Annotated in this window: 16 protein-coding genes and 4 tRNA genes; 7 read left to right on the forward strand and 13 right to left on the reverse strand. The window is 20.6% G+C overall.

Translation table 11 applies throughout. From position 1 onward, the window contains the following. The first annotated feature begins 3 nt into the window (after positions 1 to 3). A complete protein-coding gene (locus AB4W58_RS02175; protein ID WP_367674043.1) occupies positions 4 to 756 on the forward strand; it encodes an FAD-binding oxidoreductase in 753 nt (250 codons plus the stop codon). Positions 757 to 973: 217 nt separating this feature from the next. Here AB4W58_RS02175 and AB4W58_RS02180 read toward each other — a convergent pair whose 3' ends face one another. The 3 genes from AB4W58_RS02180 to dapF all read right to left on the reverse strand — a co-directional run bounded on the left by AB4W58_RS02180 (position 974) and on the right by dapF (position 4717). Further along, positions 974 to 1927, reverse strand: coding sequence for a hypothetical protein (locus AB4W58_RS02180; RefSeq protein ID WP_367674044.1), 954 nt, complete (start codon positions 1925 to 1927; stop codon positions 974 to 976). Between the two features lie 611 nt (positions 1928 to 2538). Beyond that, positions 2539 to 3798: an MFS transporter gene (locus AB4W58_RS02185; protein ID WP_367674045.1), complete on the reverse strand. Its 1260-nt coding sequence runs from the start codon at positions 3796 to 3798 to the stop codon at positions 2539 to 2541. 82 nt (positions 3799 to 3880) lie between these two features. Then, positions 3881 to 4717: a diaminopimelate epimerase gene (dapF, locus tag AB4W58_RS02190; RefSeq protein WP_367674046.1), complete on the reverse strand. Its 837-nt coding sequence runs from the start codon at positions 4715 to 4717 to the stop codon at positions 3881 to 3883. 146 nt (positions 4718 to 4863) lie between these two features. Here dapF and cyaY point away from each other — a divergent pair, with 146 nt between their 5' ends. Next, a complete protein-coding gene (cyaY, locus tag AB4W58_RS02195) occupies positions 4864 to 5190 on the forward strand; it encodes an iron donor protein CyaY (protein ID WP_367674047.1) in 327 nt (108 codons plus the stop codon). A 22-nt stretch (positions 5191 to 5212) separates the two neighbouring features. Here cyaY and AB4W58_RS02200 read toward each other — a convergent pair. The 8 genes from AB4W58_RS02200 to AB4W58_RS02235 form a co-directional block, all read right to left on the reverse strand. Beyond that, a tRNA-Pro gene (locus tag AB4W58_RS02200) sits at positions 5213 to 5286 on the reverse strand. Between the two features lie 61 nt (positions 5287 to 5347). Next, positions 5348 to 5423: transfer RNA gene (locus AB4W58_RS02205), tRNA-His, on the reverse strand. Positions 5424 to 5500: 77 nt separating this feature from the next. Next, positions 5501 to 5574 (reverse strand) — tRNA-Arg (locus tag AB4W58_RS02210). Positions 5575 to 5790: 216 nt separating this feature from the next. Beyond that, positions 5791 to 7050 carry a transcription termination factor Rho gene (gene rho, locus AB4W58_RS02215; RefSeq protein ID WP_367674048.1) on the reverse strand — a complete coding sequence of 420 codons (1260 nt, stop codon included), beginning with the start codon at positions 7048 to 7050 and terminating at the stop codon, positions 5791 to 5793. A 124-nt stretch (positions 7051 to 7174) separates the two neighbouring features. Continuing rightward, on the reverse strand, positions 7175 to 7504 hold the full coding sequence (gene trxA / locus AB4W58_RS02220; RefSeq protein WP_367674049.1) for a thioredoxin: 330 nt from the start codon (positions 7502 to 7504) through the stop codon (positions 7175 to 7177). A gap of 310 nt (positions 7505 to 7814) precedes the next feature. Further along, positions 7815 to 9287 carry a ketol-acid reductoisomerase gene (gene ilvC / locus AB4W58_RS02225; protein ID WP_367674256.1) on the reverse strand — a complete coding sequence of 491 codons (1473 nt, stop codon included), beginning with the start codon at positions 9285 to 9287 and terminating at the stop codon, positions 7815 to 7817. Between the two features lie 91 nt (positions 9288 to 9378). Then, on the reverse strand, positions 9379 to 11241 hold the full coding sequence (gene ilvD, locus AB4W58_RS02230; protein WP_367674050.1) for a dihydroxy-acid dehydratase: 1863 nt from the start codon (positions 11239 to 11241) through the stop codon (positions 9379 to 9381). A 232-nt stretch (positions 11242 to 11473) separates the two neighbouring features. Beyond that, positions 11474 to 11546: transfer RNA gene (locus AB4W58_RS02235), tRNA-Trp, on the reverse strand. 237 nt (positions 11547 to 11783) lie between these two features. On the opposite strand from AB4W58_RS02235, the gene AB4W58_RS02240 reads away from it, so the two are divergent. The 5 genes from AB4W58_RS02240 to fdx all read left to right on the forward strand — a co-directional run bounded on the left by AB4W58_RS02240 (position 11784) and on the right by fdx (position 14402). After that, positions 11784 to 13001, forward strand: a complete 1218-nt coding sequence (locus tag AB4W58_RS02240; protein WP_367674051.1) for an IscS subfamily cysteine desulfurase — start codon at positions 11784 to 11786, stop codon at positions 12999 to 13001. A gap of 39 nt (positions 13002 to 13040) precedes the next feature. Next, on the forward strand, positions 13041 to 13430 hold the full coding sequence (gene iscU, locus AB4W58_RS02245; protein ID WP_265226378.1) for a Fe-S cluster assembly scaffold IscU: 390 nt from the start codon (positions 13041 to 13043) through the stop codon (positions 13428 to 13430). 82 nt (positions 13431 to 13512) lie between these two features. Further along, entirely contained in the window at positions 13513 to 13656 is a 144-nt protein-coding gene (locus AB4W58_RS02250) for a hypothetical protein (protein WP_367674052.1), read from the forward strand. A gap of 32 nt (positions 13657 to 13688) precedes the next feature. After that, the gene (locus tag AB4W58_RS02255; protein WP_367674257.1) at positions 13689 to 14006 is read left to right on the forward strand and encodes an iron-sulfur cluster co-chaperone HscB C-terminal domain-containing protein; all 318 of its coding nucleotides are present in this window, start codon (positions 13689 to 13691) and stop codon (positions 14004 to 14006) included. Between the two features lie 69 nt (positions 14007 to 14075). Further along, on the forward strand, positions 14076 to 14402 hold the full coding sequence (gene fdx, locus AB4W58_RS02260) for an ISC system 2Fe-2S type ferredoxin (protein ID WP_367674053.1): 327 nt from the start codon (positions 14076 to 14078) through the stop codon (positions 14400 to 14402). 32 nt (positions 14403 to 14434) lie between these two features. Here the strand turns inward: fdx and der are convergent, their stop codons facing one another. Both der and AB4W58_RS02270 read right to left on the reverse strand, forming a co-directional pair. Then, positions 14435 to 15817, reverse strand: coding sequence for a ribosome biogenesis GTPase Der (der, locus tag AB4W58_RS02265; RefSeq protein ID WP_367674054.1), 1383 nt, complete (start codon positions 15815 to 15817; stop codon positions 14435 to 14437). A gap of 62 nt (positions 15818 to 15879) precedes the next feature. Next, positions 15880 to 16389: a hypothetical protein gene (locus tag AB4W58_RS02270; RefSeq protein ID WP_367674055.1), complete on the reverse strand. Its 510-nt coding sequence runs from the start codon at positions 16387 to 16389 to the stop codon at positions 15880 to 15882. Positions 16390 to 16495 lie beyond the last annotated feature (106 nt).

Below are 16495 nucleotides of genomic sequence, written 5' to 3' on the forward strand. Positions count from 1 at the left end.
TATATGACCTTATGGGTAAAAGCTAAAGTTCAAAAAATCAAATATTGGAAAAAAAATTTATTATATATATCTTTAAAAGCTCCAATAGATAAATTTATTGCTGGACAATTTTCTAAAATACGTATTGAAAATTCATATACGCATAAAAAAATTCAAAGAGCTTATTCATTTGTCAATCCTCCTCAATCAAATAAAATAGAGTTTTTTATAACATTAATTAAAAACGGAATAATGAGTAAAAAACTAGCCAGCTTAAAAATAAAACAAGAAATCTTAATCTCTAAAAAATCTTATGGTTTTTTTACTCTGAAAGAAATTAAACCATCAAAAATCTTATGGATGTTTTCTACTGGAACTGCAATTGGTCCATATCTTTCTATATTACAAGAAAAAAATGATACAAAAAAATTTAAAAAAATTATTTTAGTGCATTCAGTACGATATTTTTCTGATTTAAAATATTTAAAATTAATTCAAAATATAAAAAAAACATATCAAGGAAAATTAATAACAATCATTACAATTAGTAGAGAAAATAAACAACATTTTTATTATGGAAGAATTCAAAAACTATTATTAAATAATAAACTTGAAAAAGATATCTCTATAAATATGAATCCAAAAAACTCTAATATTATGTTATGTGGAAATCCTAATATGGTTGAAGATTTATTTAAAATTTTAGTTAAAGAAAAAAATATGACAAAAAATCTTCGAAAAAAACCTGGAAATATTACTAGAGAAAATTATTGGTAAATATATTTTTATATAATATTTTATTTTCTATATATTTAATATTTTTAAATTTTAATAAAAAATATTTTAAAAAATTGATGTAATTAATAAACTTCCTAAAAAATATTTTTAATATAAAAAATAAAACAGAGTGCAAAATATCATATTTTAAAATATGTACTCTGTTTTTTTTTAATAATTTTTATAATATTATACTTTTTTAAAAAAAAATGTAAGATTATTGAAGAAAATAAGAATATTGAGCAACTGGAATACTATCTTTAGATAAAATACACTGTGCACGAATTCCAAAATATTTAAAAGGAAAACTTAATGTCATATTAGGATTGATTAAACGAGAATGATATAATAACGTAAATGCAATGTTTCCATCTGATAATTTTTTTATAATATAAGTAGTGGATCCATCTATTTGAGGATAATTTTTAAATTGTGGAAATAAACTTAAAAAAGTTTTTACAGCTTCAGATAAAATTTTATGATTAGAATAATTAGAAATTAATTGTCTATCTTTTAAATTTGGAAAGTTTTTTTGCAAACTTTCAGTTACTACTCTAGAAAATTCTGAATCTACATACACATCATTAAATTGATAATGAGTATTTTTTAAATCATCTAAATCAAAATTTACACTTAAATGATGAGTCTTTTTTAAAAAATTAAAATTTATTTGTAAATCTTCTAATAACATCGCATTTGATTGTGGATCAATTATATTTTCTATATTAATCCAATTTATATTACTTATTTCAGGCATAAAAATACTATCTTGATAAGATGAATCTGAAATTAAATTACAAATATCTAATAATTTTATTTGTAAACTATTAAAACAATATTTGTCTTCATCATGATCTTTTTGTATATTATTTTTTTGATTTAAAAACTGTGGTTTATATGTTATATCAGAGTGTAATTTATTATATGTTGAATATAATTTATTTTTAAAAAAAATTTGTGTATACATAATAAAATTATTCATTTCATAAGTAAATTTAGCATCTGTTTTAAACTTTTTTTCAAAAAATATATTTGGAATTTTATTAATATTTTTTTCTTGAGATAAAATTTTACTTATATCATAATTTATGTAAACTTTTTGATTCATATAAGAAAAATTATTATCATTGTTTGGATTAATTTTCATTTTCACATAAAAATTATGTATCATATATTAATTCCTTAATATCAAATTTATTTAAAAATATTTTAAATTTTTAAATACAAATTCTTAAAAAAATTATATATTTTTTATTTCTTTTTTTTTTTAAATTTATATTAAAAAATTATAAAATATTTTTATATTAAAAAAATCTTATAAATCATTACTATTATAAGAATATTTGATAATAAAATATATTAAATAAAAATTCTAAAAAAAAAAAATAAAATTATTTCATATTAAAAATAATTAATATTTTAAAAAAATTAAATAATTTTATTAATATTTATAAATTTATAATTAAAATTATATAATTTAATAAATATAAAAATTTAATTTAATAAAATAATTTTTTTAATAAAATTCATATTATTTATATAAAATAAATACATTTATTATAATTAAGAATTTTAAATAAAATTTAATTATACTTATAATACAAAAAAATATTTCAAATATTTCAAATATTTAAAAAAATTATAAAAAAATTTATAAATTAAAAAAATTTTTAAAATTAAAATTTTTTAAAACTAAATTTTTTTAATTTAAAATTTTTGAATAAAAAATATTTTAAAAAAAAATTAAATATAATTCATTATATATATTATTAAATAATAAATTTATATATCATCTTTAATTTTATTAATAAGTATTACACTTAAGATTAACACTAAATTTAATATTAAAAAAACACCATTCCATCCCCAATAAAACCAAAATATACCAACAAAACTTCCAAATAAACTAGAACCTAAATAATAGAAAAAAAAATATAAAGAAGACATATCTAATTTATTTTTTTTAGACATAATACTAATTGCACTACTTGCTGTAGAATGTGCAATAAAAAAACCAGTAGTAAATAATATTAAACCAAATAATATTAAAATAATAAAATTATAATATGTAAACATTACACCTAGAATCATTAAACATAAAGCTCCAATAAATACATTCATTCTTCCATATTTTTCAGATAAAAGACTTGCTTTAGGAGAACTATATACACCAATCAAATATATTACTGACAAAAAAGATATATATATTGGATGAAATAAAAATGGTTTCATAATAAATCTGTATCCAATATAATTAAACAAAGCTACAAAACTTCCCATAAAAAGAAAACCAACTATAAAAAATATTACACAAGATTGTATTTTAAATGGAATAAAAAAATTTTTTATACAAGATTTAAAATTTATAACAGATTTTTTAAAATTTTTTGATTGAGGTAAATTTAAAAAAAATAATATTGTAAAAAATAAAGATACAGATCCAATAACTATAAATACATAACGCCATGAAAAAAAACGAACAATTACATTACTAATTAATCTTCCTACAAAACCACCAATAGTATTTCCACTAATATATAATCCAATACATAATGGTAAAATCTTTAAATCTACTTCTTCACTTAAATAAATAATAGCAACCGATGTTACTCCACTTAGAGATATACCAATTAGTGCTCGAATAATAATAATCTCTATCCAATTTGTAGAAAAAGAACATATTAATGTCAAAAATGCAGCAATTAATAAAGAAATTGACATAACATTTTTTCTACCTAACTTATTAGAAATTGGACTAATAAATAATATTCCAAAAGCCATAGAAGCGGTTGCAATAGATAATGATAAGCTACTTTCTGCAGGAGTTAAAAAAAAAATTCTTGAAAAAATAGGTAAAATAGGCTGTATAGAATATAAAATTGAAAAAGTTGAAAAACCAGCTAAAAATAAAGATATTACAACTTTATAAAATTCTTTTGTATCTTTTTGGATATAATTTTTTAAATACATTTTTTTGACATACTGAGCTCTTAAAGTATTTTTTTTTTGCATAACCTTTATCTGTATGATATTTCGACACATCTAAATTTCCTTTAATTACATTTTTTTATGAATCTATAAAATTTTTTAAAAATAAATATTTAAAAACTTAATATAAAAAATTTTAATAATATATATATCCATCATATACATGATCAGCAGATCCAAGCATATATATACAATTTTTTTTTGGATTAAATTTTACAGTAATACTTCCTCCCTTTAATATTACATGAACTATATTCGATAATTTATTTTGTTTAATTCCGATCATAACTGCTGCACATGCACCGCTACCACAAGATTGTGTTTCTCCAACTCCTCTTTCAAAGACACGTAAAGATATATTATTTCGATTTAATATTTGCATAAATCCTACATTCACTTTATTAGGAAAAAATTTATGACTTTCTAAAATAGAACCAATTTCTTTTACTTTTGCCGTTAAAATATCATTAACTATAATTACACAATGCGGATTTCCTACAGAAACAACTCCAAAATAAACTTTTGTAGAATTAATTTTTAAAGAATATATATTTTTTTCTATTGAACTTAAAAAAGGAATATTTTTTGGATTAAAATTTGGAGTTCCAAGATTTACTAAAACTTTATTTTTTTTTTTAATTTTCAAAGTCATAATTCTATTCTTAGTGCTTACTATAATTCTATCTTTTTTGATAAATTTTTTTTGAAAAACAAATTTAGCTAAACATCTTGCTCCATTTCCACATTGTTCTACTTCTAATCCATTAGAATTAAAAATACGATAATTGAAATCAGTATTTTTAATTTTAGGAGATTCAATAACTAATAATTGATCGAAACCTATACCTGTATAACGATGCGATAATTTTTGAATAATTTTTTTTGTTAATAAAAATTTTTGAGTTAAAGTTTCTACTACCATAAAATCATTTTTCAAACCATGCATTTTAGAAAAAAATAGTTTATTTTGCATAATATTATATTTAAATTTAAATTAATGTAATTTAAAGAAGATAAAAAAAAACTAATATAAAAAAAATAAAAATTATTATAATAAAATTTTAATAATAAAGAAAAAATATTATTAAATAATATTAAAATTGTCTTTCTGGAAAAAATATGATTAAAAAAGATAAAATAAAAAAAATAAATACATTTAAATTTAATAATTTAGTTAATAAAATATTTTTCAAAATAGAAAAATATTTAGATAATTATAATGGGAAAATGGATATAGATTATGAATCTAATTTTCAAATCATTCAAATAAGTATTAAATGTCAAAAAGAAATAATTATTAGTAAACAAGAATTTTTAAAACAAATTTGGATTGCTACAAAATATAAAGGATATTATTTTGAATATATTAAAAATAAATGGTTTTGCAAAAGAAATAAATGTGAAATATTTCAATTTATAAAAAAATTTTTTAAAGATTTGAAGTAATATAATATTTTAAATTATTATTTCGGCGAAAGAGGATTTGAACCTCTGACCTACTGGTCCCAAACCAGTTGCGCTACCAAGCTGCGCTATTCGCCGATAAAATTATTTATAAATAAAAATATTTAATTTTTTTTAAAAAATATTAAATATAATTTTATGGGGTGGCTAATGGGGTTTGAACCCATGACAACTGGAATCACAATCCAGGACTCTACCAACTGAGCTATAGCCACCAAATTTATTTGTATTTAAATAAATATATTATAAATTAAAAAAATTATCAATATAAATAATAATAATTCTATTTATATACGCCTGACAGGATTTGAACCTGAGACCTCTATTTTCGGAAAATAGTGCTCTATCCAACTGAGCTACAGGCGTATCTATAAATATATTCTTAAAAATATAATATAATAATAAAAAATTTTTTTTACTAATATTTATAAAAATATTAATTATAATTAAAAAATAAATTAGATAAATTATTTTTTTTTAATACTTAAAAATCTTACAAAAAAAAAAAAAAAAAAATAAAGAATTATATTAATTTAATATATTTATAAATATAATTTATATACAAAAATTCTAGTAATATATTTAACCACGTTTCATTAAATCAAAAAATTCTTCATTAGTTCGACTTACAGATAATCTATTAATTAAAAATTCTATAGCATCTATTTCAGATAAAGGATGAAGAATTTTTCTTAAAACCCACATTTTTTTTAATTCATGCGTAGATGTTAATAATTCTTCTTTTCTTGTTCCAGACAAATTATAATCAATTGCTGGAAATACTCTTTTTTCAGCAATTTTTCTAGATAAAGGTAATTCCATATTTCCCGTACCTTTAAATTCTTCGTAAATTACTTCATCCATTTTAGATCCAGTATCTACTAAAGCAGTAGCAATAATTGTTAAACTTCCTCCCTCTTCAACGTTTCTCGCTGCTCCAAAAAATCTCTTTGGTCTATGTAATGCATTAGCATCTACTCCTCCTGTTAAAACTTTTCCAGAAGAAGGTACAATAGTATTGTATGCTCGAGCTAACCTTGTAATAGAATCTAAAAGAATAATTACATCTTTTTTATGTTCTACTAATCTTTTAGCTTTTTCGATAACCATTTCAGAAACTTGTACATGACGTAATGCAGGTTCATCAAATGTAGAAGCTATAACTTCTCCATGTACTAATTTTCTCATTTCAGTTACTTCTTCAGGTCGTTCATCAATTAATAAAACCATTAATACACAATCTGAATGATTATATGCAATACTTTGTGCAATATTTTGAATTAACATAGTTTTTCCAGCTTTAGGAGGAGCAACGATTAATCCTCTTTGTCCTCTACCTATTGGAGAAGCTAAATCTAAAACACGAGCAGTTAAATCTTCAGTAGACCCATTACCTCTTTCCATTCTTAAACGAGAATTTGCATGAGTTGGTGTTAAATTTTCAAATAAAATTTTATTTCTTGCATTTTCTGGTTGATCATAATTTACTTTATTTACTTTCAATAAAGCAAAATATCTTTCTCCATCTTTAGGTGGTCTAATTTTACCTGAAATTGTATCACCTGTTCTTAAATTAAATCTTCTAATTTGACTAGGAGAAACATAAATATCATCTGGTCCTGCTAAATAAGAACTATTTAAAGATCTTAAAAATCCAAAACCATCTTGTAATATTTCTAATACTCCATCTCCAAAAATATCTTCTCCACTTTTAGCATGTTGTTTTAAAATTGAAAAAATAATATCTTGCTTTCGCATACGAGCTAAATTTTTTAAACCAACTGTTTCTCCAAGTATAATTAATTTTGATACAGGAGTATTCTTTAGAATTGTTAGATTCATAATGGTAAGTTCTTAATAAAATAGAAGTGATGATTCTTTTTTAAAATGTATTTTTTATAAAATTATATTAAATCAAAAATAATTAATAAAAATACATATTTAAAATAAATAAATTTAAAAATAATTAATGTATATTTTTATTCAAAAATAAATGTAATTGTTCTTTAGATAAAAATCCAATATTTTTATCGATAACTTGATCTTTTTTAAAAAGTATTAAAGTTGGTATACTTTGTATAGAATATTCAGATGTAAGTGTAGGATTTTTTTCAATATCAATTTTTATAATTTTTAAGTTATCTTTATATTGATTATAAATTTCTTTTAATATAATAGACAAAGATTGACATGGAGCACACCAAGTAGCCCAAAAATCTACTAAAAGATATTTTTTATTTTCTGATAAATATTTTTCGAAGTTTTCATCTGTAATATTTTTAATTTTTTTTGTCATAAATAAAATCTCTAAAATATTGTTTTTTGTAAAATACGTTTTTTGAAATCATTATATATAAATATAAATAATAATAAATTTTTATAAAAATTTTTTAATTTTATAAAATATTAAATAATAAATTAAAACTATTTTTATCAAAATTAAAAAATTAATTTAATAAATTAGAATTTATTAAAAATATAAAATTTTTTAAGTGAATATAATAAAAAGTTAGAATATTTTTAAGAAAATCAAATAATTTTCTTAAAAATAATTCCTAGAAATAATAGTATTTATAGAATAAAAAGTTATATTTACAAACATAAATTTATAATTTAAAATTAATTTTTTTCATATCTTTCATGTATTTTCTTAATTTTCTTCCAACTTTTTCAATAGGATGATTATAAATTTTTTCATCAATATTTTTTAACGTTATATTATCTACATCATTTGATACTAAAAGATTACCTAAATCTCCATATTTTAAATTAATTATAAAATCTTTTAATAAAGGAATTGCTTTTTTAGAAAATAAATAATTACCATATTCAGCAGTATCTGATATCACAATATTCATTTCAAATAATTTTTTTCTAGAAATAGTATTTGCAATTAAAGGTAATTCATGCAAAGATTCATAATATGCTGATTCTTTACGAATACCTGAATTTAACATAGTTTCAAAAGCTAATTCAATACCTGCTTTTAAAAGTGCAACCATAAATACTCCATGTCCAAAATATTCTTCTTCCGGAATATCATCTAAATACTTTGGAGAATTTTCAAACATAGATCGTTGTGTTTCTTTTCTCCAATTTAATAATTTTTGATCATCATTTTTCCAATCTTTAATCATATTTAAAGAAAAATTTCCGGAAATAATATCATCCATATGTTTTTTAAATAAAGATTTAAATAATTTTTTTAAATTTTTTGCTAAATAAAATGCTCGAATTTTAGATGGATTAGATAATCTGTTCATCATTAAAGTAATTCCACCATGTTTAAGAGACTCAGTAATTACTTCCCATCCATGTTGTATTAACTTTCCAGAGTATCTCGTATCATGTCCTTCATTAACTAAATATTCATATAAAACTATAGATCCAGTTTGTAATAAACCACATAATATTGTTTGTTCACCCATTAAATCAGATTTAACTTCAGCTGAAAAAGATGAATGTAATACACCAGCTTTATGTGATCCTATCGCAAAAGCCCATGCTTTAGCATAATCTAAACCTTTTTTTAAAATATTATTTTTTTTATGTACTGCAATTAACGCTGGAACTCCAAATCCTCTTTTATATTCCTCACGTACTTCTGTTCCAGGACATTTTGGAGCAACCATAATTACTGTAATATCTTTTCTAATAATTGTACCCATTTCTACAATATTAAAACCATGAGAATAACCTAATACTGAATTTTTTTTCATAAATAATTGCAATTCTTTTACTACAACTTCATGTTGTTTATCTGGAGTTAAATTAATAACTAAATCTGCTTTAGGAATAATAGACTCATATGTATCTACATTAAAATTATTTTCAATAGCACGTAACCAAGATTTATTTTTATTTAATATACTATTTTTTCTTAATGCATAAGAAACATCTAAACCAGAATCTCTCATATTTAAACCCTGATTTAAACCTTGAGAACCACACCCCACAATAACAATTTTTTTATTCTTTAAAATATTTAATCCATTCAAAAAACATTCTTTATGAATAATTTTACATTGACTTAATTCTTGAATTTTTTGACGAAAATTTAATGTATTAAAATAATTCAACATTCTTAAATTACTCCATTATTGATAAAAAATTACATTCTGATTAAGAATAATAATATTAATTCAAATAATTTTAAAAAATTATATTACTTTAAAAATTTTTTAATTTTTTTTTGTCTTTCACTGCTCCTTTATCTGCACTTGTAGCAAAAAAAGAATAAAATTTTAAAGAAGAAGATACTAAACGTTTTCGATTGATAGGAATAAATGGCTTATTTTTTTGGTTTTCTAAAATAAATCTTTGATTAATTTCTGTTTCAGAAACAAGTAATTTTAAACTACGTTTTGGAATATTTATTTCTATTAAATCACCATTTTGTACTATAGAAATTAATCCTTTATTTGCAGCTTCTGGAGAAATATGTCCTATAGATAAACCAGATGTACCACCTGAAAATCGTCCATCTGTTATTAATGCACATTTTTTATCTAAATTCATGGATTTTAAATATGTTGTAGGATATAACATTTCTTGCATTCCAGGTCCACCTTTAGGGCCTTCATATCTAATAACAATTACATCTCCAATACAGATTTTTTTATTTAATATAGCAAAAGATGCATCTTCTTGTGATTCATAAACTCTAGCAGGTCCTTTAAATATTTGTAATTTTTTATCAACACTTGCAGTTTTAACAATACATCCATCCAATGCAAGATTCCCATATAAAACTGCTAAACCACCATCTTTGCTATAAGCATTATCTACAGACCGAATACATCCTTTTTTTCTATCTAAATCTAATTTTTCCCATCTAAAAGATTGTGAAAAACCTTTTTTTGTTCTACGTCCTAAAGGTCCTGCTAAAAAAAATTTTTTAACTTTTTTATCTTTTGTTAATAAAACATCATATTTTTTGAACATTTGATCTAAAGTCAAACCAAGTATGTTTTTAACTTGAGAATTAATTAATTTTTTTTGATTTAATTCAGATAAAATAGATATAATTCCACCAGCTCTATGTACATCTTCCATATGATATAAAGGTGTACTAGGAGAAACTTTACATATATGCGGTATTTTTTTCGATAAAGAATTAATATCTTGAATTTTAAAATTAATTTTGCCTTCATGTGCCGCAGCTAATAAATGTAAAACAGTATTTGTAGATCCACCCATAGCTATATCTAATGACATAGCATTTAAAAAAGAATTTTTATTAGCTATTGAACGAGGTAAATACTCTCTACGATTATTTTTGTAATAATCGCAAGTGATTTTAACAATTAATCTAGATCCTTGTACAAATAATTTTTTTCTATCAGTATGTGTAGCTAATAAAGTACCATTTCCTGGAAGCGCTAAACCTAATGCTTCTATTAAACAATTCATTGAATTAGCTGTAAACATTCCTGAACAAGAACCACATGTTGGACATGCTGATTTTTCAATTTCATCTACGTCTAAATCAGAAAAATTTGGATTTGCACTGCTCATTATAGCATCTACCAAATCTAATTTAAAATGATTTAGTAAATTATTTTGAGTATGAATTTTTTTACCTGCTTCCATAGGACCACCGGAAACAAAAACTGTAGGAATATTTAATCTTAAAGCGCTCATCAACATACCAGGAGTAATTTTATCACAATTTGAAATACAAATCATTGCATCTACACAATGTGCATTAATCATATATTCTATTGAATCTGCAATTAATTCACGTGAAGGTAATGAATATAACATTCCTGAATGACCCATGGCAATACCGTCATCAATTGCAATAGTATTAAATTCTTTTGGAATACCACCTGATTTATATATTTCTTTTGAAATTACATTTGCGACTTCTCGAAGATGAATATGACCTGGAACAAATTCTGTAAAAGAATTAACTATAGCTATAATTGGTTTTCCAAAATCTTGATCAGTCATTCCTGTAGCTCTCCATAAAGCTCTAGCTCCAGACATATGTCTTCCATGAGTACTTTTTTTGGAACGATATTCAGGCATAATTTTTATTCCATAAAGAATATTTAATAAAATATTTTTTAAATTTTTATAAATAAATATTTTTTATAAATAAAAAATTTTTAAAAAAATTTTTATATACACTCTTTTTAAAATAGAGTTCTATAAAAGATAAACTAAAAATATGTATAAAATACTTTTGTCTAAAAATTTTATTAAATATTTATGTTTAAAATATTTAAATTTAATTTTTTATGATAATATTTTTTTTATACAAGGGTGGAGGGATTTGAACCCCCAACAGTCGGTTTTGGAGACCGATGCTCTGCCAATTGAACTACACCCTTATTATAACAAAAAAATAAAGACAATATTCTATATAATACAATTTTATAAAAAAATCAAGAATAATTATTTTTATAAATTAATTTTATTTAATCTATTTAAAATTCTATAAAATACTGAATATTTAATTTACTATAATGTATAATATATTAAAATAAAAAATTTTTAAAAAAACTTAAAAATATATTTATATAGTTTTAAATTTAATATAATAAAAAATCTATCAAGAGTAAAAAAAAATGAAAATTCCAATTTATTTGGATTATGCTTCTACTACTCCAGTAGATCCTATAGTTGCAAAAAAAATGATGAACTATTTAACTATAGATGGAATATTTGGAAATTCTGCATCTAGATCACATAAATTTGGATGGTCTGCTGAAGAAGCTATTAATATTTCTAGATTTGAAATAGCTAAAATAATTCACGCTGATCCTCGTGAAATTATTTTTACTTCTGGAGCTACAGAATCAAATAATTTAGCTATAAAAGGTATTACTAGTTTTTATCAAAAAAAAGGTAATCATATTATTACTAGCCAAACAGAACACAAATCTGTTTTAGATACATGTCGATATTTAGAAAACCAAAACTTTAAAATTACATATTTAAAACCTAAAAAAAATGGTTTAATTGATTTAAAAGAACTTCAAAAAAAAATATCTGAAAAAACGATTTTAATTTCAATTATGCATGTAAATAATGAAACCGGAGTAATACAAAATATACATAAAATATCTGAAATTTGTTTATCAAGAAATATTTTTTTTCATGTAGATGCAACACAAAGCGTAGGTAAAATACCTTTAAATGTAAATAAAATAAGAATTAATTTATTATCTTTTTCTGCACATAAAATCTATGGACCTAAAGGAATAGGAGTTTTATATGTAAAAAGACAACCTCGAATTAGAATTTATCCACAAATACATGGTGGAGGACATGAAAGAGGTATGAGATCTGGAACATTAGCGGTACATCAAATTGTAGGTATGAGTCAAGCATGTAAACTTGCTAGAAAAAATATTAAAAAAGATTATTTAAAAATAGAGAAACTAAGAAATACTTTATGGAATGGTTTATCAAAAATTTCAGAAATTCATTTAAATAGTAATTTAGATTCAAAAAAAGGAAGCCCTTATATATTAAATATCAGTTTTAAATATATTGAAGGTGAATCTTTAATTATGTCTTTAAAAGAAATAGGAATTTCTTCTGGATCAGCTTGTACTTCAGCTAGTTTAGAACCATCTTATGTATTAAAAGCACTTGGACTAAAAGATGAATTAGCACATAGTTCTATAAGATTTTCTATAGGTCGTTTTACAACATTAGAAGATATTGAATTTACGATTCAATTAGTAAAAAAATCTGTTCAAAAATTACGTAATCTATCTCCTTTATGGGAAATGTATAAAAACGGTATTGATTTAGATAAAGTTAATTGGAATACATAATTTTTTTTTAAAAATATCAATTTTAAAAGGATCGATAACATGGCATATAGTAAAGAAGTTTTAGATCATTATGAAAATCCTAGAAATGTAGGATCTTTTTCTAATAAAAAAAGTAAAAAAATAGGAAGTGGTTTAGTTGGTGCTCCAGCATGTGGAGATGTAATGAAATTAGAAATAAAAGTTAATAAAAAAGGAATTATAGAAGATGTACGTTTTAAAACATATGGATGTGGTTCGGCTATTGCATCTAGTTCTTTAATTACAGAATGGATAAAAGGAAAATCTATAAATTCCGCAAGTCAAATAAAAAATAAATCTATAGCAAAAAAATTAAGTTTACCACCAGTTAAAATACATTGTTCTATTTTAGCTGAAAGTGCTATTAAAGCTGCAATTCAAGACTATAAAAATAAAAACAAAATTAAATAAAAAATAAATAGTTAATAAAATTCTAAAAAATTATTTATACATATATTTTAATTTATTAAATTCAAATAAATAAAGAGAACATATGAATTATTTTTCTTATTTTAAATTACCAAAAAAATTTAATATTTCAATAAAAGATTTATCTAAAAGATATTATTTTTTACAAAAAAAATACCATCCTGATTTTTTCGTAAATTGCTCTTATAAAAAAAAAAAAATGCGTTAAAAAAATCTATTTATACTAATAAAGGTTACAAAATTTTAAAAAATCCATTAAAACGCATGCAATACATTTTAAAATTAAATGGATTTAATTTAAAATCATTAAAAATAAATACAAATCTAAATCAATCTTTTTTAAACAAACAATTTAAATATTATAAAAAATTAAGTCAAATACAAAAAAATAAAAATAATATAAAAAAAATTACTTTATTTTATAAAGAAATTAATCAACTAATAAAAAAATATATTAAAAAAATTTTAATAAAATTTAAAAAAAAATCTTGGAAAAAATCTTTTATTATATTTCAAAAAATATTATTTTTACATAATTTTAAAAAAAAAATTAAATAAAATAAATCATTATAAAAATTCTTTCTAAATAAAATTTTTGAAATTTAATTAAATAAAGAGTAAATAAATATGCCTAAAATAAAATTTTTACCGCATAAAAAATTATTACCTAATGGAGGTTCTTTTTTTGGAAAAGAAGGAGAATCGATTTTAGATGTTGCTTTAAAAAATAATATAAAAATAGAACATGCTTGTGAAAAATCATGTTCTTGTAGCACATGCCATTGTATAATAAAAAAAGGATTCTCTACATTATCTCAAATTACTGAAAAAGAAGAAGATGTTTTAGATAAAGCATGGGATTTAACTGAAAATAGTAGATTATCATGTCAAGCAAAATTAGGAAAATCAAATATTGAAGTTAAAATTCCTAAATATACTACAAATCATACTTAATACAATAAATATTTTTTTAATTTTATTACAAATTATTTTTTTTTTAAAGTATAAGGATTTTTACTATTTTTAAACTCTAAAACTAAAGGGATACCAAATAAATTTAAAGAAGATTGAAAAAAGTTATTTAAATATTTTTTATATGATTGAGATAAATTATTAACTCTATTTCCATGTACAATAATAATTGGTGGATTTATTCCACCAGAATGCGCATATTTTAATTTTGTACGAATATAACTGCTTTTAGAGACAGGTTTTTGATTTTTAATTGCTTGTTGTAAAATTTTTGTTAAAAATTTACTACTATATTTTTTATTTTGTAAAAGATATATCTTTTTAATTGAATTTAATAATAAATTTTGAATATTTTTCGTAAAAATTGCAGAAATGTAATAGAATTTTATATTTTTGAGAAAACGAAAACGAAATAAAAAATTATCTTTGAATAATTTTTGATCTTTTTTATTTAATAAATCCCATTTATTCAATAATATAATCATGGATGATCTAAACGTATAAATTAAATTTGATAAGATTATATCTTGATTAGAAATATTTTTTTCTGTAACATCAATAACCAATATTGATAAATCTGAATTTTTTAAAGTGATAATGGATTTTTTTACAAATATATTTTCTAAATTATCATGTATCTTAGATTTTCTTCTTATACCAGCTGTATCAAAAAAAATAAATTTGATATCTTTAAAAATTGTAGATACTAAAACTGTATCTCTTGTTGTTCCAGGAATTTTAGAAGTGATAATTCTATTATTTTTATTTATTAATCTATTAATTAACGTAGATTTTCCTGCATTTGGTTTTCCAATAACAGCTATTTTAATTATTAAATTAAAATTTTTTATTTTAGAAAATTTTTTAGATATATTAAATTTTTTTTTTAACAATACAGAATTGTTTAAAAACAATAAAACATTTTTCTTTAATCTATCTAAACTTTTCTTATTTAAAGCAGAAATTTTGTATATTTCTCGAAAACCTAATTTATAAAAACTATTTATATAATCAAAATTTTTTGCTTGATCTATTTTATTTATAATTAAAATAATTGATTTTTTATGTTTTCTTAATTTTTTAGATATTTCTTGATCTAAATATGTTAGTCCAGATTGAGCATTTACTATAAAAAATATTAGATCTGATTCAGATATAGCTAAATTATTTTGTATTAATATTTCTTTTCTTAAAATATCCTTTTCTGATGGAAAAAAGCTTGCTGTATCTATTAATTTTATTACATTATTTTCTAATATAAATAATCCAATTTGTCGATCTCTATTTAAATTTTTATATTTTTTTAAAATTAAAACTTGTTTAGTTTTTGTTAAATAATTAAATATTGTAGATTTTCCTACATTTTGATTTCCAATAAGAGCTATCTTAAAAGTCATTTTTTAATAATACCTGATTTTATAGATAAATATTTTAAAAAATTATTTAATGTATAAAAAAATTAATTAAATGAAACATTATTATATAAATATAAATAATTTAATTGATTATTTTGATACATATATTTTTCTATATTTTGTTTATATATTTTAGAAATATTATTCCATGGATATTGCTTCATATAGTTTAATATTTGTAAAGAGTATTCTGGATTTTTTAATTGAAATGCCATGTGAAAAAATTTTAAAGACAAATTATTTCTAAGATCGGCGTCATTTACATAAGACAAATAGTTTTGATAATGTGTTGTAATAAAATAAATATCTTTTTCATTCAAATTTTTTTTCATTAAATTTAATGTATTTAAAGAATTATAAAAGTTTTGATTATGATGAGAAAATATTTTTGAATATTTTTTCCCTAAATAATCTACAGTTTTTTTATAATTTATAAAATCTAATTTACGAATATATTTTTGAAATAAAGGAACATTTTTTAAATAAAAAATACCAGCTACAAATAAAATTAAAACAAAAAAATAAATATAAATTTTATTTCTTTTTAAATCCATAAAAATTTTACACCTTTTTTATCAAATTATTAAATAATATATATAAATATATAAGTTTTTCAAATGAAATCAATAGTTTTATAAAAAAAATATAATTTAAAACAAT

Origin of the sequence: Buchnera aphidicola (Chaitophorus sp. 3695), from assembly GCF_964058985.1 — a bacterium.
Classification (GTDB): domain Bacteria; phylum Pseudomonadota; class Gammaproteobacteria; order Enterobacterales; family Enterobacteriaceae; genus Buchnera_J; species Buchnera_J aphidicola_BQ.